The 22433-nt window shown below is 59.4% G+C and carries 23 protein-coding genes; 7 read left to right on the top strand and 16 right to left on the bottom strand.

The genetic code is table 11. The features are described from left to right. Positions 1 to 27: 27 nt before the first annotated feature. The 3 genes from AC1DWZ_RS22055 to AC1DWZ_RS22045 are packed head-to-tail and all read right to left on the bottom strand — an operon-like array spanning position 28 to position 2922. Positions 28 to 1128: an ABC transporter ATP-binding protein gene (locus AC1DWZ_RS22055; RefSeq protein ID WP_477171108.1), complete on the bottom strand. Its 1101-nt coding sequence runs from the start codon at positions 1126 to 1128 to the stop codon at positions 28 to 30. A gap of 4 nt (positions 1129 to 1132) precedes the next feature. After that, a complete protein-coding gene (locus AC1DWZ_RS22050) occupies positions 1133 to 1936 on the bottom strand; it encodes an ABC transporter permease (protein ID WP_477171107.1) in 804 nt (267 codons plus the stop codon). A 2-nt stretch (positions 1937 to 1938) separates the two neighbouring features. Then, positions 1939 to 2922, bottom strand: a complete 984-nt coding sequence (locus AC1DWZ_RS22045; protein ID WP_477171106.1) for an ABC transporter permease — start codon at positions 2920 to 2922, stop codon at positions 1939 to 1941. A gap of 293 nt (positions 2923 to 3215) precedes the next feature. On the opposite strand from AC1DWZ_RS22045, the gene AC1DWZ_RS22040 reads away from it, so the two are divergent. Then, positions 3216 to 4334: an ABC transporter substrate-binding protein gene (locus AC1DWZ_RS22040; RefSeq protein ID WP_477171105.1), complete on the top strand. Its 1119-nt coding sequence runs from the start codon at positions 3216 to 3218 to the stop codon at positions 4332 to 4334. Between the two features lie 50 nt (positions 4335 to 4384). Here AC1DWZ_RS22040 and AC1DWZ_RS22035 read toward each other — a convergent pair whose 3' ends face one another. After that, entirely contained in the window at positions 4385 to 5632 is a 1248-nt protein-coding gene (locus AC1DWZ_RS22035) for an ROK family protein (protein ID WP_477171104.1), read from the bottom strand. A 214-nt stretch (positions 5633 to 5846) separates the two neighbouring features. Here AC1DWZ_RS22035 and AC1DWZ_RS22030 point away from each other — a divergent pair, with 214 nt between their 5' ends. From AC1DWZ_RS22030 to AC1DWZ_RS22010, 5 genes are all read left to right on the top strand, one after another. Then, positions 5847 to 7106 (top strand): extracellular solute-binding protein, encoded by a 1260-nt coding sequence (locus AC1DWZ_RS22030; RefSeq protein ID WP_477171103.1) that lies wholly within the window; start codon positions 5847 to 5849, stop codon positions 7104 to 7106. A 70-nt stretch (positions 7107 to 7176) separates the two neighbouring features. Continuing rightward, entirely contained in the window at positions 7177 to 8043 is an 867-nt protein-coding gene (locus AC1DWZ_RS22025) for a carbohydrate ABC transporter permease (protein WP_477171102.1), read from the top strand. Position 8044: 1 nt separating this feature from the next. Beyond that, positions 8045 to 8893, top strand: coding sequence for a carbohydrate ABC transporter permease (locus AC1DWZ_RS22020; protein ID WP_477171101.1), 849 nt, complete (start codon positions 8045 to 8047; stop codon positions 8891 to 8893). 3 nt (positions 8894 to 8896) lie between these two features. Beyond that, positions 8897 to 9910 carry an SIS domain-containing protein gene (locus tag AC1DWZ_RS22015; protein WP_477171100.1) on the top strand — a complete coding sequence of 338 codons (1014 nt, stop codon included), beginning with the start codon at positions 8897 to 8899 and terminating at the stop codon, positions 9908 to 9910. Positions 9911 to 9915: 5 nt separating this feature from the next. Next, positions 9916 to 10827, top strand: a complete 912-nt coding sequence (locus tag AC1DWZ_RS22010) for a carbohydrate kinase family protein (protein WP_477171099.1) — start codon at positions 9916 to 9918, stop codon at positions 10825 to 10827. Between the two features lie 7 nt (positions 10828 to 10834). On the opposite strand, the gene dhaK is transcribed toward AC1DWZ_RS22010, so the two are convergent. The 12 genes from dhaK to AC1DWZ_RS21950 form a co-directional block, all read right to left on the bottom strand. Further along, positions 10835 to 11836 carry a dihydroxyacetone kinase subunit DhaK gene (gene dhaK / locus AC1DWZ_RS22005; protein WP_477171098.1) on the bottom strand — a complete coding sequence of 334 codons (1002 nt, stop codon included), beginning with the start codon at positions 11834 to 11836 and terminating at the stop codon, positions 10835 to 10837. 44 nt (positions 11837 to 11880) lie between these two features. Continuing rightward, positions 11881 to 12306: a hypothetical protein gene (locus AC1DWZ_RS22000; RefSeq protein ID WP_477171097.1), complete on the bottom strand. Its 426-nt coding sequence runs from the start codon at positions 12304 to 12306 to the stop codon at positions 11881 to 11883. After that, complete coding sequence (ptsP, locus tag AC1DWZ_RS21995; protein WP_477171096.1) at positions 12303 to 13907, bottom strand: phosphoenolpyruvate--protein phosphotransferase; 1605 nt, start codon at positions 13905 to 13907, stop codon at positions 12303 to 12305. Before ptsP ends, AC1DWZ_RS22000 begins: the two co-directional genes overlap by 4 nt. Continuing rightward, a complete protein-coding gene (locus tag AC1DWZ_RS21990; RefSeq protein ID WP_477171095.1) occupies positions 13897 to 14235 on the bottom strand; it encodes an HPr family phosphocarrier protein in 339 nt (112 codons plus the stop codon). The genes ptsP and AC1DWZ_RS21990 overlap by 11 nt, the downstream gene beginning before the upstream one ends. A gap of 61 nt (positions 14236 to 14296) precedes the next feature. Beyond that, positions 14297 to 14686: a dihydroxyacetone kinase phosphoryl donor subunit DhaM gene (gene dhaM, locus AC1DWZ_RS21985; RefSeq protein ID WP_477171094.1), complete on the bottom strand. Its 390-nt coding sequence runs from the start codon at positions 14684 to 14686 to the stop codon at positions 14297 to 14299. Then, complete coding sequence (gene dhaL, locus AC1DWZ_RS21980) at positions 14683 to 15294, bottom strand: dihydroxyacetone kinase subunit DhaL (protein ID WP_477171093.1); 612 nt, start codon at positions 15292 to 15294, stop codon at positions 14683 to 14685. Before dhaL ends, dhaM begins: the two co-directional genes overlap by 4 nt. 33 nt (positions 15295 to 15327) lie before the next feature. After that, a complete protein-coding gene (locus AC1DWZ_RS21975) occupies positions 15328 to 16347 on the bottom strand; it encodes an ABC transporter ATP-binding protein (RefSeq protein WP_477171092.1) in 1020 nt (339 codons plus the stop codon). Further along, positions 16340 to 17437, bottom strand: coding sequence for an ABC transporter ATP-binding protein (locus tag AC1DWZ_RS21970; protein WP_477171091.1), 1098 nt, complete (start codon positions 17435 to 17437; stop codon positions 16340 to 16342). Before AC1DWZ_RS21970 ends, AC1DWZ_RS21975 begins: the two co-directional genes overlap by 8 nt. A 3-nt stretch (positions 17438 to 17440) precedes the next feature. Next, positions 17441 to 17653 (bottom strand): hypothetical protein, encoded by a 213-nt coding sequence (locus AC1DWZ_RS21965; protein ID WP_477171090.1) that lies wholly within the window; start codon positions 17651 to 17653, stop codon positions 17441 to 17443. 2 nt (positions 17654 to 17655) lie between these two features. Continuing rightward, positions 17656 to 18612, bottom strand: a complete 957-nt coding sequence (locus tag AC1DWZ_RS21960; RefSeq protein WP_477171089.1) for a carbohydrate ABC transporter permease — start codon at positions 18610 to 18612, stop codon at positions 17656 to 17658. Next, complete coding sequence (locus AC1DWZ_RS21955) at positions 18609 to 19445, bottom strand: carbohydrate ABC transporter permease (RefSeq protein WP_477171088.1); 837 nt, start codon at positions 19443 to 19445, stop codon at positions 18609 to 18611. The genes AC1DWZ_RS21960 and AC1DWZ_RS21955 overlap by 4 nt, the downstream gene beginning before the upstream one ends. Positions 19446 to 19629: 184 nt before the next feature. Further along, positions 19630 to 21138, bottom strand: coding sequence for an ABC transporter substrate-binding protein (locus AC1DWZ_RS21950; RefSeq protein WP_477171087.1), 1509 nt, complete (start codon positions 21136 to 21138; stop codon positions 19630 to 19632). 255 nt (positions 21139 to 21393) lie between these two features. On the opposite strand from AC1DWZ_RS21950, the gene AC1DWZ_RS21945 reads away from it, so the two are divergent. Then, entirely contained in the window at positions 21394 to 22431 is a 1038-nt protein-coding gene (locus AC1DWZ_RS21945; RefSeq protein WP_477171086.1) for a LacI family DNA-binding transcriptional regulator, read from the top strand. Positions 22432 to 22433: the final 2 nt, after the last annotated feature.

Raw genomic sequence — 22433 nt, 5'->3', positions numbered from 1 at the left:
CTGAGCCAGGCTATTCGCTGAGCCAGGCTATTCGCTGAGGAGGACGCCGGCGCTGTCCGGCCAGCTCAGCCAGACGGGCCGGCCGATCGAACTTGAATCGTCGAGGCTGCGATCGATCTTCTGATGTGCGACAGCAACCGGCTGCGTCAACCCGTCGATCGTGATGTGATAATGGCTGCGGTCGCCGAAATAGGCTTCGGCATTCACCTTGCCGGCGACAGCGTTGCTGGTCGCCAGGGGTTGCGCCCAGGCAAGGCGCATCTTTTCCGGCCGCACGGCGATGGCGACCGATGATCCGATCGCCGGTGCCGATCCACCGATCGCCACGGAGAGTGCGCCAAGTGCGCCGGCATCGACGGTGGCCACGCCATTGCCGACATTCTTCAACGTTCCCGGAAAGAAGTTCATGGAACCGATGAATTCCGCCACTTCGCGGCAGGTCGGCGCCTCGTAAAGCCTGGTCGCTGAATCGATCTGCAGCGCCTTGCCGCGCGACATGACGGCAATTCTGTCGGAGAGCGCCAGTGCCTCTTCCTGGTCATGGGTCACGAACACAAAGGTGACGCCGACCGAACGCTGAATCTGCCGCAACTCGATCTGCATCTCCTCGCGCAGCTTCTTGTCGAGCGCGCCTAAGGGCTCATCAAGCAGCAGCACCTTGGGCTTGCACACAAGAGCGCGGGCCAGCGCCACGCGCTGCCGCTGGCCGCCGGACAGTTGATGACTGGCACGCTCGCCATAACCCGCCATCTTGATCAGTTCCAAGGCTTCGCCGACCACGTTGGCAAGGTCCGTTTTGCTCAGCCCCTTCTTGCGCAGGCCATAGGCGATGTTCTCGCGCACATTGAGATGCGGAAAGATGGCGTAATTCTGGAAGACCATATTGGTCGGCCGCGCATAGGGGGGCACGGTCGAGACATCCTGGCCATCGATCAGGATAGCGCCGGATGTCGGCACCTCGAAGCCGGCCAACATGCGCAGCAAAGTGGTCTTGCCGCAGCCGGATGGCCCGAGGAGCGAGAAGAATTCGCCCCGCTTGATCTCGAAGCTGACATTGTCCACGGCGCGGACCGGCCCGAACAGCTTGGAGACATTGTTGAGCGAGATGATGCTATCGGCGGCAGCCATGGCATTAAAGTCCGCTTGGTTTGGTTGTCTGGACGCCACGACGGCGCAGGATTTCCGAGAAGATGACGATGATGGTCGAGACCAGCAGAATGGTACTGCCAAGCGCCAGGGTCATCGGCAGGCGCTGCGGGAAACGCAGCTGGCTGTAGAGGAAGATCGGCAGGGTCTGATCGAGGCCGCTCAGGAAGAAGGCCATGACATATTCGTCGAGCGAGATGGTGAAGGACATCAGCAGGCTGGAGACGACGCCGGGCAAAGCGAGGGGAAAGGTGATGCGCCAGAAGGTCATCCAGCCATTCTCGCCGAGATCACCGGACGCCTCTTCGAGGCTCTTGTCGAAACCTTCGAGGCGCGCCATCAGCACCATCATCGAGAAGGGTACGCAAAGGAGCACATGGCCGGCACCCACCGTCCACAGCGTCAGGGGAATATCGAAGACCTGGCGCACGATCACCAGCAGCGCCACGGAAAGGATGATGCTGGGCACCACCAGCGGCAACATGATGCCACCCATGATGGGGCCGCGTCCCGGCATCTTGTAGCGCGTGACACCCATTGCCGCCAGGAGGCCAAAGGCCGTGCTGACAAGGGAGACGCCGGTCGCAACCAGCAAACTATTCTTCAGTGAATTGATCAATGACGGATCGTGGATCATCTGCTGATAGGCCTTGAGCGTGAAGCCTTTCAGCGGAAAGACGGCGTAAATCGCATCGTTGAATGAGAAGAGCGGCAGCAGCAGGACGGGCGCATAGAGAAAGATCAGGAACAGCGCAGCATAGATCGGCAGGAAGTCGATATGTCTGCGCATGCTCAGATCGCCTCCCGCGCGCGGATCTTGCGGTAGCCGACCGCCCACAGGAACAGGCAGACGATGGCCGTGATCAGCGCCATCATGACGACCGAGACGGCAGAGCCCAGCGGCGCATCATTCTGGCGGCCGAACAGGATCTGGATATTGCTGCCGATCATGCTGCCACCAGAACCGCCGACCAGCATCGGCGTCACATAATCACCCACCGTCGGAATGAACACCATCAGTGCGGTGGCGATCGATCCTGGCGCCGAGAGCGGCAAGGTGATGTGCCAGAAACGTTCCCATGGCTTGTCGCCAAGATCGGTCGCCGCCTCCAGCAGCGATCGATCAATCTTCTCCAGGCTGACATAGATCGGCAGGATGGCGAAGGCCACCCAGGCATGGGCCAGGGTCAGCATCACCGCCGTTGGACTGTAGAGCAGGAACTCGAGCGGTTTGTCGATGAGGCCGATCTTGATCAGGGTCGAGTTGATGACGCCGTTGAATCCCAGCATGATCTTCCAGGCAAAAACCCGCAGCAAATAGCTGGTCCAGATCGGCACCGTGATGAGGATTAGCCATAGAAACTTGTGGCGCCGCACGCGGAAGGCCATGAAATAGGCCATCGGATAAGAGAGCAGCATCACGAAGACCGTCACCGCCAACGACATCAGGATCGATTTGACGAGGAGGATCGCATAGACGGGATTGGCGAAGGGAAATGGGATGCCGACCCAGTAGGTAACTTTGTCCGACAGTTCAAATATCTGGGCGTAATTGCGCAGTGTGAAGGTCGTATCGATCTCGAAAACGTTCTGTGTCCAGAAGCTGCGCACAACCAGTGCGACAATCGGCGCCACCAGCATCGCCAGCATCACCAACAAGGTTGGTGACATCAGAAGATAGCCGCGCAGCCACGGATATCTTTGAAATGGGCTGCCTTTATTAGACGTTACGCGCACATCATCTGCGACGAAACTGCCCTTTGCAGCGTCACTCATTCCGAGAAGTTCCCAGTCACGACACCACCCCTAAAGCACGGTCTTGATCGCCATGCATTAAACCCAAGTGTCAGACGCTGGCCGCAGCACTGTCAAGCGCAAGGCAATTCATGAATCCACGACCTGGATTCATGTTTGCAGCAGCTAACATCGCGTTTGCAATCAGCCTCTCGTGACTTATCGCGCCGTGTCGGAAAGAGTGTTTGACAGCCGTACACAGGTGGTCGTCAAATTTGATCGTCTGGAACACCCTAAAATCAAATAACGAGACAATCAGATAGGGGGCTAAGGGAATGAATCGCGTCAAATTTATCGACCGAATGTCACAAGGGCGCATATCGCGCCGCGACGTCATGCGTTCGGCAGCGGCATTTGGGGTCGGCATGACCTTGATGCCGAGGAGCTCGCGCGCCGAGGAGCAGCTGACCGTGATGGAGTGGAGTGGCTATGACCAGCCGGATTTCTACAAACCCTATCTCGCGAAGCACAGCACGCCGCCAGCCTTCTCGATCTTCGCCAATGAAGACGAAGCGCGGCAGAAAGTCATCTCCGGCTTCAATGCCGACATCATGCACCCCTGCACCTATTCGGTTGGCTACTTTGTGGAAGCTGGCTTGACCAAACCGATCGACACCGGGCGCCTCAGCAACTGGAACGACGTGTTCGAACCCCTGAAGGTTGGCAATGGCGTCGTGGTCAATGGTGATGTCGTGATGATTCCGGCCGATTGGGGGAATTCCGGTATCGCCTACCGGACCGATCTCGTCGAGCCCGATTACGCCGCCAATGAATCCTGGAGCATCTTTACCGACGACCGCTATGCCGGAAAATTGTCGATGTCGGATACCGAAGCCGCGGCCGAAATCGTCGGGCTGTTGCTGGGTTACGACAAAAAGAAAATCTTCGAAATGTCGGACGAAGAACTGGAAGCTACACGGCCGATGCTGGAAAAGATCGTCCGCAATAGCCGCTTCCTGTGGAAGGACAATACCGAAATCAACCAGGCGTTGGCCTCTGGCGAGATTGTTGCCGCCTATGCCTGGAACGAGACGGTGAAGAGCCTCAAGGAACAAGGCATCCCCGTCAAATATGCCGAACCGAAGGAAGGCATCTTCACCTGGCTGTGTGGTCTCACGCTGCTCAACAAGGGCAAGGCCGATGAGGCAGCAGCCTATGACTTCCTTGATGCCTGGCTCTCACCGGAGACCGGCAAATACATGATCGAATCCTATGGCTACGGGCACAGCAACCGGAAGTCCTTCGAGATCGCCGATCCGAAGCAGGTCGAGGCCTTGGGCATTACTGATCCCGTCAAGCACCTAGACAATGGCATCCTTTTCCAACCCGTCGAGAGCAAGCGGAATGCCAAATACGTCAAGCTGTGGGAAGAGGTGAAAGCGCTGAAGCAGTAGGTGCTTCCAAGAAGAAGGCCAGGAGCAGTGCCCGTTCCTGGCCATTTTCCTTAGACCGTGGATTTGAAGATCGCCCGGAACTGCGGATCGAACGTCCGCGCGATGGGTTCCATGGCGGCACCCTGCGCCACTGCCCAGAGATCAGCACTACCCAGGGTTAGGCGGGGTCGCTCGCGATCACGTCGCGCCGAGACGGATGGCAGGAACGGTTCGATATGGCTCGCGATATCGCGCAGCAAGGCCGCTGGCACCTGCCCGCCCAGCACAATCGTCTGCGGGTCGAACAGGGCCTCGGCGATCTGCATTGCCTGCCGCAGATGCCTGCCGGCCTGCCGTGCCCATTGTTGCAGGCCTTTGTCGGCACGGTCGCTCAATGCCTGCAACTGCTCAAACAGATCCTCCCGGGCCGGATCGAGAGACAGGGAGCGGCAGAGCGATAGAATTGAAACATATTGCTCAAGCGACCGTGGCGCATCAGACGCATCCGTCCCGCCGAAGGCCGGCAGCTGGCCGATCTCGCCAGCATTGCCTGCCATCCCGGCATAGACCTCGCCCTGAATGACGATCCCTGCACCCAAGCCATAGCCGAGGAAAAGATAAACGAAATTGTCGAGCCCGCTGGCGACGCCGTACATCTTTTCCGCAATGGCGGCGGCACTGGCATCGTTCTGCAGGCGCGCTTCCAGCCCTGTGGCTTCTGAGAGTTTGGCCATCAGCGGAAACTGATGCCACTCGCGCATCACCCAGGGATCGAGCAGCGGATCTTCCGGTGTTGCCGCTTCATCGTTCATACCGAACGGACCTGGCATGGCAACCCCCAGACCAAGGAGCGGGACCCGCCTACCCTTCTGGCCTTTGGTAACTTCTTTAAGGTCAGCGCGAATATCAGCAATGAGCTTGAGGACGACCGCGAGCCCCTTGGCTGGACCGCCTGCCGGCAACCTACAGTGCCGCCGGCTCAACGGCGTGCCGGTCAGATCAACGCCAACCCCCAGCACGCGATGCCGGTCGATTTCGATGCCGATCGACCAGGCGCCACCTGGCACGATCCGGTAAGGGGTCGCCGGCTGACCACGGGCGCCCCGCAATGGCTCATCCGCCGCCACCAGCCCATCCAGGGTGAACTGATCGATGATGTTGCTGACAGTCTGCGGGGTGAGCTGGGTCGCTCGCGCAATGTCGGCGCGCGACAATGCCCCGTTGAGCCGCAGCGCATCAAACACGACACGGCGGTTATGGGCGCTGGCGCCCCCCAGATTGGTCCCGGCGGTGGCCACAATGGGCCGCTTTTTCTGCACGCCGCGCAACTCCATTGACAGGGTCAAACTTTTGCCGGAAACTTATTAAGTCAACCAAATTGATTTATTATCACCGGTGACGGTTTCGGGTGCAAGTAGCCAATCAGCACGGCGCACGAAGCAGCACTGCCACAAGAACGGCTGCGCACGTCGCCACAGGGAGCGTCGAACTTTGCTGCCATTTGGCATGCGTCAAAGGGAGGGATTGATGTCTATGAGTTACAGATCACGCCTGATGCAGGCGATCGTCGGCGGTGCCATTCTAATGGGCGCCCAGTCACTGAATTTCGGCGCACTCGCCGACACCACGTTGAACGCATTGTTCATGGCGCAGGCAGCCTATAGCGAAGACAATGTCCGCGCCATGACTGCGGATTTCGAAAAAGCCAATCCGGGCGTGAAGATCAACCTCGAATTCGTCCCCTATGAAGGCCTCCATGACAAGACGACCCTCGCACAGGGTGCCGGCAGCGGCTATGACGTCGTGCTGTTCGATGTGATCTGGCCGGCCGAGTTCGCCGAAAACAAGGTGTTGCTCGACGTCACCGACCGCGTCACACCCGAGATGAAGGACGGCGTGCTGCCCGGCGCCTGGACCACCGTCGAATATCAGAACAAGCGCTATGGCCTGCCCTGGATTCTCGACACCAAATACCTCTTTTATAATACAGAGATCCTGCAGAAGGCCGGTATCGCCAATCCGCCCAAAACCTGGGCCGAACTACTCGACCAAGCCAAGATCATCAAGGACAAGAAGCTCGCCGAATTCCCGATCGTGTGGAGCTGGGCGCAGGCCGAAGCAGCGATCTGCGATTACACAACACTGATCGCTGCCTATGGTGGTGAGTTCCTCGATGCCGACGGCAAGCCAGCCTTCCAGAATGGTGGTGGTGTCGATGCCCTTGCCTACATGGTCGATTCGATGGACCAGGGCCTCAGCAATCCGAACTCGAAGGAATATCTTGAAGAAGATGTGCGTCGCGTCTTCTCCAGTGGTGAAGCCGCCTTCGCGCTCAATTGGACCTATATGTACAATATGGCCAACGATCCGAAGGAATCGAAGATCGTCGGCAAGGTCGGCGTTGTTCCCGCTCCCGGCGTTGCCGGCAAAAGCGAAGCCTCAGCGGTCAACGGGTCGATGGGTCTTGGCATCACCAGCACCAGCCAGCATCCGGACGACGCTTGGAAGTACATCGCCTTCATGACCTCGCAGGCGGAACAAGAGAAGTTCGCCAAGCTCAGCCTGCCGATCTGGGCGGATTCCTATTCCTCACCGGCCGTCACCACCGGTCAGGAAGCCCTGGTAGCAGCGGCCAAGACCTCGCTCGGTCTCATGTATCCGCGTCCGACCACTCCCACCTATCAGCAGATGTCGACCCAACTGCAGCAAGCAATCCATGCCGCACTGCTGAAGCAGTCGTCGCCGGCTGATGCGCTGAAGGCGGCTGCCGACAGTGCTGGTGGTGGGCTTTAAGAGCATAGAAGACCGGGGGATCTTCCGGTCGATTAACTGGACCGGGTAGCCGATGATGACGGGCAGATGGATGACTTTGCGGAGCTGGCTGTTGCTGGCTCCCCTGCTCGCCGTCATGACGTTCATCATCGGCTGGCCCTTGACCAAGACCGTCGGCGTCAGCTTCACCGACGCCAAGTTACTGGGCGGCGCCGTTAACTGGGTTGGCGTCGACAATTTCAGTCGTGTCCTCAGCAGCAGCGCTTTCTACAGCGTGGTGTGGACCACCATCAAATTCGTCCTGGTATCCGTCAGCGCCGAATTTATCATCGGCCTGCTGGCGGCTTTGCTGCTGGATCAGCCATTCGTCGGGCGGAACCTGCTCCGTGCCCTGATGATCCTACCTTGGGCCCTACCCACGGTGGTCAATGCCACCATGTGGCGCCTGATCTACAATCCCGATTTCGGCGCCTTCAACGCCATGCTGACGCAATTGGGCCTGATCGATGCCTATCGCTCCTGGCTGGGCGAGCCGAGTTCGGCGCTCTATGCCATTTGCCTTGCCGATGTCTGGAAGAATTTCCCGCTCATCACCTTGATCGCCCTAGCCGCCCTGCAATCTGTTCCGCGCGAGTTGCGGGCCGCGGCCGTCATGGATGGCGCCGGGCCGTGGTCGCGCTTCCGTGCCGTCGTGCTACCTTTCTTGATCGGGCCGCTGACAGTCGCCATCGTGCTGCGCACCATCGAGGCTTTCAAAGTGTTCGATATCATCTGGGTCATGACCCGGGGCGGTCCAGCCAACAGCACCAAAACCGTCAGCATGCTGGTTTATGAGCAAGCTTTCGCCTTCCAGAAGGCCGGTCTTGGCGGTTCGATCGCGCTCATCATGGTGTTGGTCAGTTCCCTGCTGATCGCCAGTTATGTCGGCCTGTTGCGGCGACAGGGGGAGTTCCGCTGACATGATGGAGCGTCGTAGCCTGCCTTTCAGCATCTTCCTCTATGCCTGCGCCATCGTGCTCGGCGTATTTGTGGTGGCGCCACTGGCCTGGCTCGTCATCATGAGCATCAGCGATACCAATGACCTTACCACCGTGCCCTTGCGCTGGCTGCCACAGACGCTCGATCTGCATCGCTACGATGATTTGACCTCCATGGTCGCCAACAGCGTTGGCGAATCCTTCCTGCACGCCATGCGCAACAGCCTGCTGGTCGCCGGCATGGCAACGTTAGCTGGGCTCGCGGTGGCCATTCCGGCAGCCTGGTCGGTGTCACGGTCCGAGGGTAGGCTCAATTTCACGCTCTACGGCATCATCGCCACCTATATGCTGCCGCCGGTGGCCCTGGTGGTGCCGATCTATTTCGCGTTGAGCGCTTTGGGCGCCCTCAATTCCGTCTTCAGCCTCGCCATCGTCTATCTCAGCATTCTCGCTCCTTTCACCACCTGGCTCTTGAAGAGCAATTTCGACCATGTGCCCGTCGAAATCGAAAACGCGGCGATGATTGACGGCGCGCGCCTGGACCAGATCCTGCGCCGGATCACCTTGCCGCTTGCAGCACCCGCTTTGACGACCGCAGGCCTTTTTGCCTTCCTGCTGGCCTGGGACGAATTCTTTTATGCCCTCCTCTTCACCGCGAAGGATTCGAAGACCCTGCCGGTCTTTATTGCCGATCTCGCTGGTGGCCGCGTCGCCGATTACGGCCTCATTGCGACAGCCGGCGTTCTGGCCTCGTTGCCGCCGGTCCTGATCGGATTCTTCTTGCAGAAATCGCTCGTCTCCGGCCTCACCGCCGGTGGCGTGAAAGGATAGTTGATGACCACGCAGACCGTGCCGCCCGGATTGGCGGCGCTCAATGCCGAAATGGCGCGCCAGCATCAGGATTCGATCGACTCCTACGACAGCAATGGCGATATCGCCAACACGATCGCCAGCGCCCTGCGCGCAAATGGCCGTCTGGTCCTGCTCGGCATGGGCGCCTCGCATGCCGTCAACCGCATGGCCGAGCCGACCTATCGCGCCCACGGCATCAAGGCGATTTCGTTGCCCTTGTCGGAGCAGCTCCATGCGCCGCTCGATCTTCGTGATGCGGTCGTCATCGTCACCTCGCAATCGGGTGAGTCTGTCGAAGTGCTTCGCCTGCTGGAGACCCTCGGGCAGCACGGCGACCTGTTCGGCCTGACCTTGGAGGGCGGCTCCACTCTCGCGCAATCCTGCCCATCGCTGATCGGCCGCGGCGGCACGGAACGCGCCTTTGCCGCCACCCGTAGCCTGCTGATCAGTCTTGCTCTGCATCAGCGCGTCCTGACGGCGCTTGGCAATGATCCGACTGCTGCCGTTGCCGCGCTCAAAGCCGCGGCCGCCCCTGATATCGAGCCGGCGATCGCCGCTCTCCGCCCTTGTTCGAGCCTCGTTTTCTCCGGCCGTGCCTTGCGCGGCCTTGCGGAAGCGGCAGCTCTTGGCGCCATGGAACTCGGCCGCCTGCCGGCGCAGGCCTTGGAAGGCGGGCAGTTCCGCCACGGTCCGTTGGAGATCCTGGGACCCAAGGTCGGCGTGGTGCTCTTCAAGGCGGATGAGCCGACAGCGGGTTTGATCGACAGCCTGGCACAGCAGTGTGTCGCTGCTGGATCACCGACCATCATGCTCGACGCCAGCGGCCAGCGGGCAATTGCCGGCGCGGTACATGTCGTGATGGCCAAAGCCTCTGGCATTGCTGCCTGCCTGGCCTTGCTACCGCCAGCCCAGCGCCTGATCATCGATCTGGCCAATGCACTGGTCAGCAATGTCGGCACGCCGCTGCGCAGCGGCAAGATCACTCGCGAGGAATGACGAACATGGCGCGACGTCCCCTCGCCGTCATCGGCWATGTCAATGTCGATATCATCGTCGGTCCCTCAGCACCCTGGCCGGTACCGGGCACGGAGGCTCTGGTCGATCACGGCGAAGTCCGTGTCGGGGGTGCCGCCGGCAACGTGGCACTCACCTGGGAAGCGCTGGATGTACCGTTCCAGATTGCGGCCAACACCGGCAACGATCATTTCGGCCACTGGCTGCGCGAGACGTTCAAGGGCCATAGCGAAGCCTGGCCGGTGGCTTCAACGGCCACGACCTTTTCTGTCGGTGTCACGCATCCCGATGGCGAGCGGACCTTCTTCACCATCCCTGGGCACATGCCCGTGCTCACGCTTGCCCAGGTACAGGATAATCTCGACGTCGCCGCGCTGAGGGGCGGCGTTGCCTTGCTGGTCGGTTCATACCTCACTGACGCGCTGACAGAGGATTATGCGGCGCTGTTCGGCTGGTTGCGGCAGCACGGAGTCGAGATCGCACTGGACACTGGTTGGCCGATCGGCGGCTGGACGGAATCGACCATCGCCCTCACCCGCGAATGGCTGCGCCAGTGTCAGCACATTCTCTTGAACGAGGCTGAGGTAAAAGCGCTGACTGCCACCACGACCGTCTCCGCCGCCATAGCGACCATCACCTCTATCATGCCGGAGGCGTGTCACCTCGTCGTCAAGCGCGGCGTCAACGGCGCTGTCGGCGTCCATCGCGGCAAGACGGTTGAGATTCCGGCACCGAAAGTGACGCCAATCGACACGATCGGTGCCGGCGATGTTTTCGACGCCGCTTATCTGGCCGAAATATCGACCGGCCACCCGTTCGCGGCAGCGATCGAGGCTGGCATTCGCACAGCGTCACATGCGATTGCCACGCTGCCCCGGCAGTACAAGATCGCGAGCTAACGCGCTTTCACATGCCCCAGCGCAGGGCCGCGGTATGAATCGGCGTGTCCCACAGCGTCAGATCGGCATCCTCGATCAGTGACAATGTGATCGAACAGCCGGCCATTTCCAGCGACGTCACATAGGAGCCAACGAGACAGCGGGCCGCCAGCACCTTGTGCCCCGCAAGAATACGCCGCGCGGCATTGCACATCAGATAGAGTTCCATCGATGGGGTACCACCGAAGCCATTGATCAGCAGAATCGCCTGCTGCCCTGGTTTTGGCGCCAGATCTCCAGTGATAGCGCCCAGCATTTCGGCCGCAATCGCGTCCGCCGATGCTATCTTGACCCGGCGCCTTCCAGGTTCGCCGTGGATGCCGACGCCCATCTCCATCTCATCCTCGGCCAGCGTAAAGGTCGGCTTGCCGGCCGCAGGCACCGTGCAACTGGTCAAGGCAACGCCCATGGAACGCGTGCGGCTGTTGACCAACTGCCCGTAGGCCTTCAGATCATCCAGACCGCGCCCCTGCTCCGCCGCGGCCCCCACCAGACGTTCGACGATCAGGGTGCCCGCAACGCCACGGCGGCCCGTCGAATAGGTCGAGGTCTCCACCGCCACATCATCATCCGTGATGATGGTGGCGATCGGCCCGCCGGTCATGTCGGCCGCCATCTCAGCCGCCATGGCAAAGTTCATGACGTCACCCTCATAATTCTTGACGATGAACAGGGCGCCACCACCGGTATCAACGGCTTGCGTCGCGGCGATCATCTGGTCAGGTGTCGGTGAAGTGAAGACCTGACCTGGACAGGCCGCATCCAGCATCCCGTGGCCGACAAAACCGCCATGCAGTGGCTCGTGACCAGAACCGCCACCGGAAATCAACGCAGTCTTGCCACGCTTCAAACTACGACGGCGAATGAATTTGCGACCTTCGCCGAGTTCGACGATATCGGCATGAGCGGCCGCAAAACCATCCAGGCTCTCAGCTAGCAACGTGTCCGTTCCGTTGATGAGCTTTTTCATTTTCTTCTCCCCGGTACTTTTTGGTTCGCATTTTCTGCCAGCATCTATTGACCATCTTCCAGGATTTTGGCGACCTGGACGGCAAGTTCGCTCAGCATGTGATCGAGGCGGCGGTTGCGTTCCTCATCACCGAGGTCCGGCACATGCAGGGTCGCCGTGCGGATGCGGCGGCTGTGTTGCGCGCGCTGCAGCCGCCCCGGATGCGCCCTTCCATAGGCATTCAAAAACGCCTGCCGTTCTTGAGTTTGGAAATGCACGATCTCGAAAATCGTCTCGAGATGTGGTGCCGGGATCGGCACGGCATAGCTTGCATTGGTGATCTGCGTGATAAAACTGCGGTTCTTGCCCAGCGCATGGGCCAGGCGCTGCCGAGTTCCCGATGGACGGTTGTCGAGCAGTCGCTGCAAAATACCCTTATACTCAGCCATCGCCGAGGCTTCGCTGCCGGTCTCTTCCAGTTCGCTGCTCATGCGGGTTGCCACGCAGCAATGATCGATTTGGCACGGGCCAGCATGGTCGGTGCCATCGAGAAATTGCGTACACCGGCCTGCAGCAAGAGTGGAATCAGGCGTGGATCACCACCGGCGTCGCCGCACAGGCTGACCTCGCGGCCCGACTGGCGGCCGAAGCTGGCAACCCGCTCGATCAACATCAGCACAGCCGGGTTCGCAGTATCATTGAGGCCGGCGACCGATGCGATGTCCCGCGCCGATGCCGTCACATATTGGGTAAGATCGTTGGAACCGATGGAATAAAAGGCAGCATCGTAGCGATCGACCGCCAGGGCCGCGGCGGGCACCTCTACCATGATCCCCAACGCCGGCAGGCGGCAGGCGATGCCGGCCTTTTGCAGATTGGCCACTTCCTCTGCGAGGAGCGCTGCCGTCTCGGTGATTTCGGATGGCACAGTTACCATTGGCAGCATGATCTTGAGTGGGCCCACCGCAGTGGCCCGCGCCAAGGCACGTAACTGCAACCGGAAAACATCCTGATGCGCCAAGGAGAGACGAATGCCACGGAGCCCCAGGAACGGGTTGGATTCCTGCGCCATCGACAGGCCGTCGATCGGCTTGTCACCGCCGGCATCAAGTGTGCGGATCGTCACCGGCCGTCCGGCGGCCCAGCTCACGATCTTTCGATAGACCGCATATTGCTGATCCTCGTTGGGCAGCGCCGGCTGATCATGAAAGAGAAACTCGGTGCGCACCAGGCCGATACCGTCGCAGGTCGCCGGATCCAGCTTGTCGAGTTCTGCCGGTTCAGCGACATTGATCTGGGTCAGCACACGCTCGCCGTTGGCGGTGATGGCCGGCTTTGTCAAATATTGGGCCCATTGTGCTGCCTGCGCCGCATCCTGCTGGCGCTGTCCTTCGAAGGCCCTGGCAGCATCTGGCGTCGGCGCCAAATTGAGGCGTCCACCTTCACCATCCAGCAACACCGATTCGGTCGGCTGGACGTTGGCAAGATCGAGATCACGAAGGCCTACCACCATTGGCACATTGCGCGCACGTGCCAGCATCGCGACATGACTGGTGGGGCTACCACCTATCAATGCAATGCCGCCGCCTTTGGACCAATCCCAGGAGAGAAACCGGGAAGGCGCCAGATCCTCCGCCAGAAAGATAGCACCGACCGGCGGTTTCAACGCAGTGCCGCCCAGCAGATGATCGAGTACACGGTCGCGCATATCGGCAAAGTCGCTGGCACGGGCGCGGAAGTATTCATCATCCGCCGCTGCATATCCGGCAATCTGCAGATCCAGTGCGGCACGCCAGGCCCTGTCGGCCGTGCTGCCCGCGGCGATATCGGTAAATGCACCTTCGGTCAGGGCGTCGTCGCCCAGCATCGCCAGCTGGAACTCCAGAATGTCAGCAGCGTCGGAGCTGGCGGATTGCTGCAGTACTTCGATCTCGCCCACAGCATCAGCAATCGCCCGGCGCAAGCGCGTGGCCTCTTCCACAGGCTCCCCTGCCGCGCGCAGCTTGGCAGCGACCGGCCGCAGAACGTAAAGCGGGCCAGCTGCGAGGCCGGGCGATGCCGGGCGGCCTTTATGCCAGGTCTCAGCTGGCATGCCCCTGCCCGGCGGCGCTGGGCGCCCCCGCCTCATCGTGACCATCATTCTCATCGAAATCGCGTCGCACCAGATCCGACAATTCGGCAATCGCAGCAGCCGCATCCACACCGATCGCCGCAAAATGGAGCCAGGCTCCCTTGGGCGCCTTCAGCGCCATTACCTTCACGACACTCTTGGCATCAATCCAGGGGCCGGCATCGTCAAAGGCCACCTGCACCTTGGCGGAAAAGGTCTTGGCAAGCTTGGTCATCTTCACCGCCGGACGGGCATGCAGTCCGGTAGGGTTCTTGATCTCGATCGCTGCCTTGATCGGCGCATCACTCATGCCGCGTTTCCTCAATCATACGCATCTTCAACTCAATTCCATGTCCGACTCGCTGCAGCATCTATTGCGGCGACAGTTCTTCGGCGGATCGGCGCACGATGTCCAGAGGCGATCCGCCCGACGCCTCGGTGGCAGCGACGACGGCACCCTCCACGACAGGTGCGTTGCACACCACCACTTTCCCTTGCCGATCCGGCGGCAGCATTTCAACCGCCATCTCCGAATTCGTTTCGGCCCCACCGAGGTCGACCAAGATGGCAACGCCGGCATCGGACCAAGCCGTTTCGATTGCCTTCAAAATATGCTCGACCGAGGTCCCAAGATTGCCGGCAGGATCACCACCACACCAAGCCAATGGCACTTCATTGCCCACCATCTGCCGCACCATGTCGGCAGCTCCCTCAGCAACCTTGGGCGAATGAGAAACGATGACGATACCGACTCTGTTCATGCCACTTCCTTTAACACATCTGCCACTGCAGCGATCATCAAGGCCGACGAGCGCGCGCCGGGATCCATATGTCCGATCGACCGGTCGCCGAGGAACGATGCCCGGCCCCGGATCGCCTTCAGCGGTTTCGTCGCCTCACTGGCCTCATTGGCCTTTTGCACCAATCCGTCAAGATTCCGATTGCCGGCTTCGAGCTGTTCAACCACCGGGATCAGCACATCGAGCAATGTTTTATGTCCTGCCTCCGCCTTGCCCCGCGCCTTCACCGCCACAATGGCCGCGCGCAGGGCATGCACCACATCGTCGGCACTGGGCTCCGCCGGCAGCTCCTTGCCCAGCGTCATGAACAATGTACCGAACAGCGGCCCCGACGCTCCACCAACCTTCATCACCAGAGTCATACCGACCCCTTTGAGAAAATCCGGCCAGGGCTTCTGCGACAAGGCATCGACATCGGCTGCTACAGCCGCAAAGCCGCGCTTCATGTTGAGGCCATGATCGCCGTCACCGATTGCCTGGTCCAGTGACGTCAACTCCTCGGCATGCCGGTCGATGGTCAATGCCAGAGCCGTCACCAGGGCCTTCCTCAGTTCCGCCCCCTGCGCCATTACGCCGCACTCCATCCCGTCATGATCTGCCTCTCACGCCGCGATCCGCTCGCCATTGGCGCCAAAATACAGTGCGCCGCGCAGGCTGAGATCGATATCATCACCCACCGACAGCGGCACGTCCGGGTCCACCAAGGTCACCAGTTTGTGCTCACCCAGACTGAGGTGCAGATGATTCTGGTCGCCTAGATGCTCGATCCATTCCACGCGCGCCGGATTGCTGCGACCAAGGCCGGACTTGCCAACCACCACATGTTCGGTCCGCGCACCAATGGTTTCGGTGCCCGGCGGCATCGGTTGTCCAGCAAAAGCCGATGCCGGTACCAGATTGATCGACGGCATGCCAAGGCGGGTCGCCACATAGACATTGCGCGGCGATTCGTAAATTTCTCGGGGCGTGCCAATCTGCACCAGCCTTCCATGATCCAGGACACCGATGCGGGTTGCCATGGTCATGGCCTCGATCTGGTCATGGGTCACATAAAGCATCGTGGCACCCAGATCGCGCTGAATGTGCTGCAGTTCAAGCCGCATATCCGACCGGAGTTTGGCGTCAAGCGACGAGAGCGGCTCATCCATCAGGTAAATCGATGGTGACCGCACCAAAGCACGACCGATAGCAACCCGCTGCATTTCGCCGCCCGAGAGGCGCGTGGCCCTATTCTGTAGCTTCTTCTCGATCCGCAGCATGCCAGCAACACGTTCGACGGTCGCCTTTATGGTCGCTTCGTCACGGCGCCGTACTGGCGACCTCAGGGGAAACGCCAAATTCTCGAAGACACTAAGATGTGGATAAAGCGAATATTGCTGGAAGACGAACGCAACATCGCGCTCGGCTGGCGACAGTGGCGCCGCATCCTTGCCATTGATTTGGACACGCCCCTGGTCTGGCGCTTCCAGGCCAGCGATCAGGCGCAATGTGGTGGTTTTGCCGGCACCTGTCGGACCGAGTAACACCACGAATTCACCGTCATGAACGGTGAGGTCGACCCCTTCGACCCCGACCGTCGTGCCGAATTTCTTGCTGACGGATTCGAGCCTGACCTCAGCCATGAGCAACTCCCTCGTACAACGCGCTGTTCACAGCACGGCCGCCATCACCGTGAAACAGAGATAATCTCTCTGCCTTGAAACGCAGACCAACATGCGATCCAGGCGTAACATTGACGTGCGAGTTCGTGCGCGCTTTCACTTGACCGAATTCCGTATCAACCGTGATGATCTGCGTCGTGCCAAGATATTCGGCGCCGTAGACCGCTCCACGCAGCGGCGAGGCATCGTCAAACCGGATATGCTCGGGGCGAACGCCCAGCACCAGCTTTCCCGGAGCGACATCTTCGTGAACGGCCGGCATTGGGACCACCGCATCGCCCAGTTGGGCTTCGACGCTGCCACGCTCCAGACCGCTTTCAAAATGCAGAAAATTCATCGGCGGCGAGCCGATGAAATCTGCCACGAACATACTGACGGGCCGCTGATAGATCTCTTGCGGCGTACCGAACTGCTCGATCAGGCCACCATTCATGACGGCGATCTTGTCAGCCATCGACATGGCCTCCAGCTGATCGTGGGTCACATAGACCGTGGTTGCCTTGAGCCGATTGTGCAGACCGCGAAGTTCGCCGCACATGACATGTCGGAATTCGGAATCAAGCGCCCCCAGCGGTTCATCCATCAAGAAGCACATCGGCTCCCGGACGATCGCACGCCCAAGTGCCACGCGCTGCCGGTCACCGCCGGAGAGGCCTGAAACCGGCTTGTCCACGATATGCTCGATCCGCAGGATTCGTGCCGCTTCCGTCACCCGCCGGGCGATTTCAGCCTTGGGCATGCCCTCGCATTTCAAGGGAAAGCCGATATTCTGCCGCACATTCATATGCGGATAGAGGGCGAAAAGCTGGAACACAAAGGCGATATCGCGTTCGCCGGCGCGTTTGAAGGTCACATCATTGCCGCCCAGCAGAATACGGCCTGATGTCGGCAATTCCAGCCCGGCAATCATGCGCAAAGTCGTGGTCTTGCCGCAGCCGGATGGACCGAGCAGGACGACAAATTCCCCATCCTCCACGGTAAAGTTCGAATTCTTGACCGCGGTAAACTCGCCGAAGCTTTTATGCAGATTTTCGACTCTGATCTCGGCCATCGCCTACTCCGGAAACTTGCTGACGACGGTGAACATCACGATACCGGTCAACACCGTAATAAAGGACCAACCGTAGAGAGTGATGGAGAAGGGTTGGACCAACATAAAGACGCCCAGCAGGATGAGCGCGATGGCTATATTTTCCAGCAAGCCACGCCTGGCCCAACTCGGCCAACCGCTACGTGACTGTGATTGATCCGTGACGACAGGTTTCATGCTCATTTCCGCACCGCGCCGAATGTGATGCCTCGCAACAGATGCTTGCGCAGCACGATCGTGAAAACGACGATTGGGATCAGGAACAGGGTGGTACCGGCACCGACAGCCGGCCAATCCATGCCGCCTTCGCCGATGATGGTGGGAATGAAGGGTGGCGCTGTCTGGGCTTCCCCTGACGTAAGCAGGACGGCAAAGGCATATTCGTTCCAGGCGAAAATCATACAGAAGATCGCCGTCGCTGCGATACCGGTCGCTGCCTGGGGCAACACGACCTTGAAGAAGGCGTGCAAGCGCGTATAGCCGTCGATCATCGCAGCTTCTTCATACTCGCGTGGGATCTCGTCGATGAAACCCTTCAGCAGCCAGACGGCGAGCGACACATTCACCGCCGTATAAAGCAGAATCATGCCCAAGGCAGAATCAGATAGGCCAAGTTCGCGATACATCAGGTAGATGGGAATCGCCACCGCTATGGGCGGCATCATGCGTGTCGACAAGATGAAGAACAGCAGGTCGTCGGCGAGCGGAATTTTGAACCGTGAAAACGCATAGGCGGAGAACACACCCAGCGATACTGCCAGGAACGTAGAACCAAAAGCGATGATCAATGAATTGGCGAAGCGCGGTATGTAGTTCGATGTGCCCGCGATCACCATTTCGCGACGCCGTGTGACCTCGTCACACTCTCCCTCCGGCGGGCCGAGCGCTGCGATGTAATCATTCGTTTGTCGCGTGCGCGTCGTAAAGAGGTTGCAATAGCCCTCCAGCGACGGATTGAACACGACCTTGGGCGGATAGGAAATGGAATCCGGCGGCGTCTTCCAGCCGGTCGCAAAGATCCACGCCAGCGGGACCATCGAGATCACCGCGTAGAGAATCACGAGGAAACCGGCGACCCGCTTTGACGTTGCCGATGGTTCAACGACGGAATGGGCAGTGGTCGATGCGCCGCTCATCTCTGCTTCACCTTGTTGAGGGCCTTCACATAGACATTGGCGAGGCCGAAGACGACGACAAACAGGATGATGGCGAAGGCAGACGAGTATCCCGTGCGATATGCCTCGAAGGCCGCGCGCTTCAGGGTAATCGAGGCAAGTTCCGTCGTGGAACCCGGACCGCCACCGGTCAGGAGCATGACCATGTCGAACATCTTGAAGTTCTCGATGCCGCGAAACAGAACCGCCAGCATAATGAAGGGCAATGCCATGGGCAGCGTGATCGACCAGAATTGCCGCCAGCGAGAAGCCCGGTCAACTTCGGCCGCTTCCAGGATGTAATCTGGGATGGAACGTAGGCCCGCGAGACATATCAGCATGACATAAGGCGTCCACATCCAGGTATCGACGATGATGATCGCCCAGGGAGCCAGTGTGACCGACCCCAGCATTTCAAAGGATGACGGCGGAATGCCAGTAAAGAATGAGACAATGTAATTGAACAGCCCGATCTGTGGCTGATACAGGAACTTCCAGAAATTGCCGACCACTGCCGGCGACAGCATCATCGGAATGAGAATGATGGTCGTCCAGAAGGCGTGGCCGCGAAACTTGCGGTCAATGAGATAAGCCAGGGCGAACCCGATCACTGTCTGGAACAGAATCGTCCAGAAGACAAAATGCGCCGTGGCCTGCATCGCTGCCCATATTTCGGGCGAGTTGAGAATGTCATGATACCATTTAAGACCGACATTCTGGACCGGCCGATTGGGTCGGTTCGACGCGTAGTTGGTGAATGACAGATAGACCGTCCAGATCAACGGAAAGATGTTGATGGCCAGCAACAGCAGCATCGTCGGCGCAACGAACAACCAGGCGATAGACCGGTCGGATAATCCACGTACTTTTCTGGCGACTCCTTGTGGAGTCGCGGCAGCAGCACGATTTGCGATGGCGTCAATATTTGGCATGTGACTCTCTGGAAAGATCGGCGTCTCCGACATCATTGTCGGAGACGCCGTCGCACAGGAAAAATCGTTAGAGTTTGCCTTCTTCCTTGAAGATCGCGGTCCAGTCTTGGATCAGACCGTCGAGTGCCTCTTTCGCAGTACCCTGATCGGCCACGACATAATCATGCAGACGCTTCTGCATGGCCTGAAGCAGCTGGGCATAGGACGGCTCTTGCCAGAAGTCCTGGACGCCGCCCATGGCTTCCAGGAACTGAGCCGCAAAGGGCTGCGAATCCTTGAAGCCCGGATCGTTCAGCACGGCGTTGTGGCAAGCATAACCGCCGAGCGACCACCATTTCTTCTGCACATCCGGCTGGGCGAACCATTTGATATAAGCCAGCGCGCCATCCATGTTGTCGGTGTTGGCAACGACCGAGATGCCCTGGCCACCAAGGGTCGACGCGGCGACCTTGGCGCTTGGGTTGACGAAGAATCCGGTCTTCGACCCGACAGTTTCGTCCTTCGCCATACCGGGCATGAATGCGAACCAGTTCATCATCATAGCGACCTGGCCGGATTTGAAGGCGTCGAGACCTTCACCCATATAGCTATCGGTGTAGCCGGGAGGTGTGCAGCATTTGTAGATAGCCTTGTACATCTCCAGACCAGCAACAGCGTCGGCTGAATTGACGGCGCCCTCCATGTCGTACTTGCCCGGTGTGTTCTCGTATTTGAAGCCATAAGGATAGAGCGCCGAAGTGGCACCCATCGTGATGCCTTCCGAGGCCCGTTCGGTGAAGATGGCGGCACCGTAAACTTTCTTGCCGTCGATCTCCCGGCCCTGGAAGAATTCGGCGGTTTCCTTCAGTTGTTCCCAGGTCTTTGGCGGCGCCAAGTCACGATTGTACTTGGCCTTGTATTCCTTCATCAGATCCGGGTTCTCGAACCAGTCCTTACGATAGAACCAGCCATTGGCATCGCCCATCGCCGGCAACGCCCAATAATTCGGCGTGCCCTTGGGCCAGGTCGAATAGGCATAGACAGTCGCCGGCGCGAAGTCCGACATCTTGATTCCTTCTTTGTCGAAGAAATCATTGAGCTTCACGTAGTAGCCGTTCTCGGCCGATCCACCGATCCATTGCGAATCGCCGATCAACAGGTCGCATAATTTGCCGCCTGAATTGAGTTCGTTGAGCATGCGGTCGGCAAAATTCGGCCATGGCACGAACTCGAACTTCATTTCGGTGCCGGTCTGCGCAGTAAAGTCTTTAGAGAGTTCGACGAGTGCGTTAGCTGGATCCCACGCCGCCCAGCAGAGCGTCAGCGTATCGGCTTTGGCATCCGACATTGGCGCAAAAGCAATGGCAGCAGCCACAGCACCTGCGCATGCAAGGAACTTCTTCATTCCGCTTTCCTCCCATTGTTGCATCCATTTCCCCCATGAGCCCACTGGTTGAAATCGTGTGGCTCCGGAGGGTCCTGTCGGTGCTCCCCGCACCTTCAGGCTCTTCTTTTGATGGATCACCGCCTTAGCATGCAGATGAGGTGTCGACATGCCATGACGTGGTGTTAAGTGATATTCCAAATCACTAAACATCGCAAGAGCCGAAACAGCACACCGGCATGAAACTAGGTCAGATTCGCGACCATATTTGTACGATTAATGCGCTGCAACGCACAATTTTGACTGTTTGCCTTACCGCATCTGCAAACTCAATCGCGCGGAACCGGCCGCAACATTCACAGAACTAAACTTTATAAACATGCTGCGAGGGCGAAATCATGCCCTGTTCTGGTAAAACACCTCAACAATTGCGTTGCGCACCTCATTTTTTCCCGCCACCTTCCCGCCATGAATGATCGTCCGCGCCGCCCTACCCTCGTTGATGTCGCCGACCGCGCCCAGGTGAGTTTGGCCACGGTCGACCGTGTCTTCAACCGTCGGCCGGGCGTCAGCCAACGGACGGTCGAACGTGTCGAGCAGGCCCTGGTCAAGCTTGGCTACCGACCTGACCCAGCCGCCGTACGGCTGGCGCGTGGCATCCATTTCAATTTCTGCTTCGTGCTGCCGACCGGCACCAATACCTTCATGTCTCAGTTGGCGGGCCAAATCGAGCGCTCGCTGCAATGGCTGGAGGATCAGAACACTTATGGCGACATGCTGCGGGTCGATGTGTTTAATCCGCATATCCTCGCAGAAACCCTTCGTAGCCTCGCCGGGCACTATCACGGCGTTGGCGTGGTGGCCCTTGATCATCCGGCTGTCCGCGATGCCATAAATGCCTTGGTCGATAGCGGCATGGTGGTGGTGACCCTGGTGTCCGACGTGCCGAGCTCCCGCCGGCAACGTTTCATCGGCATCGACAATTCGGCAGCCGGCCGCACCGCCGGCACGCTTATGGGCCGCTTTGCAGCCGGCCGGCCCGGCAAGATTGGGCTGGTTGCTGGCAGTCTGGCGCTGCGCGATCACGCCGACCGGCTGTTCGGCTTCCAACAGGTCATCGCTGCGGAATATCCAAGCCTGTCACCCTTGCCGGCGATCGAAGGCAACGATGACGCCATCCGCTGCCGCGAGGTGGCAGCATCCTTACTGCGGGACAACAATGATCTGGTTGGCATCTACAGCATCGGTGCCGGCAATCGCGGTATCGCTGAGGCGCTGGAAGCGGCGGACGTCGCCCGAAAGGTGGTCTTTATCGGCCATGAACTCACCGAATTTTCGCGCCGCTTTCTGATTCAAGGCAGCATGGACGCGGTCATCAACCAAGATGCTGGTCATGAGGCCCGTTCAGCCGCACGAATCCTGCTTGCACATTGCAGCGGCCAACCGATGATCGACGACCAGGAACGGATCCGGATTGATATATTCCTGCGGGACAATCTGCCCTAAGG

It is taken from the genome of Dongia sp. P2_B8 (assembly GCF_056404715.1).
The sequence above is the reverse complement of the archived record's forward strand: the minus strand, read 5'-3'. Positions and strand labels throughout refer to the sequence as shown.

What these genes read in the sequence shown, in the direction of transcription:
- AC1DWZ_RS22055 (WP_477171108.1), bottom strand. Translation starts at nt 1,128, where the DNA reads ATGGCTGCCGCCGATAGCATCATCTCGCTCAACAATGTCTCCAAGCTG.
- AC1DWZ_RS22050 (WP_477171107.1), bottom strand. Translation starts at nt 1,936, where the DNA reads ATGCGCAGACATATCGACTTCCTGCCGATCTATGCTGCGCTGTTCCTG.
- AC1DWZ_RS22045 (WP_477171106.1), bottom strand. Translation starts at nt 2,922, where the DNA reads ATGAGTGACGCTGCAAAGGGCAGTTTCGTCGCAGATGATGTGCGCGTA.
- AC1DWZ_RS22040 (WP_477171105.1), top strand. Translation starts at nt 3,216, where the DNA reads ATGAATCGCGTCAAATTTATCGACCGAATGTCACAAGGGCGCATATCG.
- AC1DWZ_RS22030 (WP_477171103.1), top strand. Translation starts at nt 5,847, where the DNA reads ATGAGTTACAGATCACGCCTGATGCAGGCGATCGTCGGCGGTGCCATT.
- AC1DWZ_RS22025 (WP_477171102.1), top strand. Translation starts at nt 7,177, where the DNA reads ATGACTTTGCGGAGCTGGCTGTTGCTGGCTCCCCTGCTCGCCGTCATG.
- AC1DWZ_RS22020 (WP_477171101.1), top strand. Translation starts at nt 8,045, where the DNA reads ATGATGGAGCGTCGTAGCCTGCCTTTCAGCATCTTCCTCTATGCCTGC.
- AC1DWZ_RS22015 (WP_477171100.1), top strand. Translation starts at nt 8,897, where the DNA reads ATGACCACGCAGACCGTGCCGCCCGGATTGGCGGCGCTCAATGCCGAA.
- dhaK (WP_477171098.1), bottom strand. Translation starts at nt 11,836, where the DNA reads ATGAAAAAGCTCATCAACGGAACGGACACGTTGCTAGCTGAGAGCCTG.
- AC1DWZ_RS22000 (WP_477171097.1), bottom strand. Translation starts at nt 12,306, where the DNA reads ATGAGCAGCGAACTGGAAGAGACCGGCAGCGAAGCCTCGGCGATGGCT.
- ptsP (WP_477171096.1), bottom strand. Translation starts at nt 13,907, where the DNA reads ATGCCAGCTGAGACCTGGCATAAAGGCCGCCCGGCATCGCCCGGCCTC.
- AC1DWZ_RS21990 (WP_477171095.1), bottom strand. Translation starts at nt 14,235, where the DNA reads ATGAGTGATGCGCCGATCAAGGCAGCGATCGAGATCAAGAACCCTACC.
- dhaM (WP_477171094.1), bottom strand. Translation starts at nt 14,686, where the DNA reads ATGAACAGAGTCGGTATCGTCATCGTTTCTCATTCGCCCAAGGTTGCT.
- dhaL (WP_477171093.1), bottom strand. Translation starts at nt 15,294, where the DNA reads ATGGCGCAGGGGGCGGAACTGAGGAAGGCCCTGGTGACGGCTCTGGCA.
- AC1DWZ_RS21975 (WP_477171092.1), bottom strand. Translation starts at nt 16,347, where the DNA reads ATGGCTGAGGTCAGGCTCGAATCCGTCAGCAAGAAATTCGGCACGACG.
- AC1DWZ_RS21970 (WP_477171091.1), bottom strand. Translation starts at nt 17,437, where the DNA reads ATGGCCGAGATCAGAGTCGAAAATCTGCATAAAAGCTTCGGCGAGTTT.
- AC1DWZ_RS21965 (WP_477171090.1), bottom strand. Translation starts at nt 17,653, where the DNA reads ATGAAACCTGTCGTCACGGATCAATCACAGTCACGTAGCGGTTGGCCG.
- AC1DWZ_RS21960 (WP_477171089.1), bottom strand. Translation starts at nt 18,612, where the DNA reads ATGAGCGGCGCATCGACCACTGCCCATTCCGTCGTTGAACCATCGGCA.
- AC1DWZ_RS21955 (WP_477171088.1), bottom strand. Translation starts at nt 19,445, where the DNA reads ATGCTGCTGTTGCTGGCCATCAACATCTTTCCGTTGATCTGGACGGTC.
- AC1DWZ_RS21950 (WP_477171087.1), bottom strand. Translation starts at nt 21,138, where the DNA reads ATGTTTAGTGATTTGGAATATCACTTAACACCACGTCATGGCATGTCG.
- AC1DWZ_RS21945 (WP_477171086.1), top strand. Translation starts at nt 21,394, where the DNA reads ATGAATGATCGTCCGCGCCGCCCTACCCTCGTTGATGTCGCCGACCGC.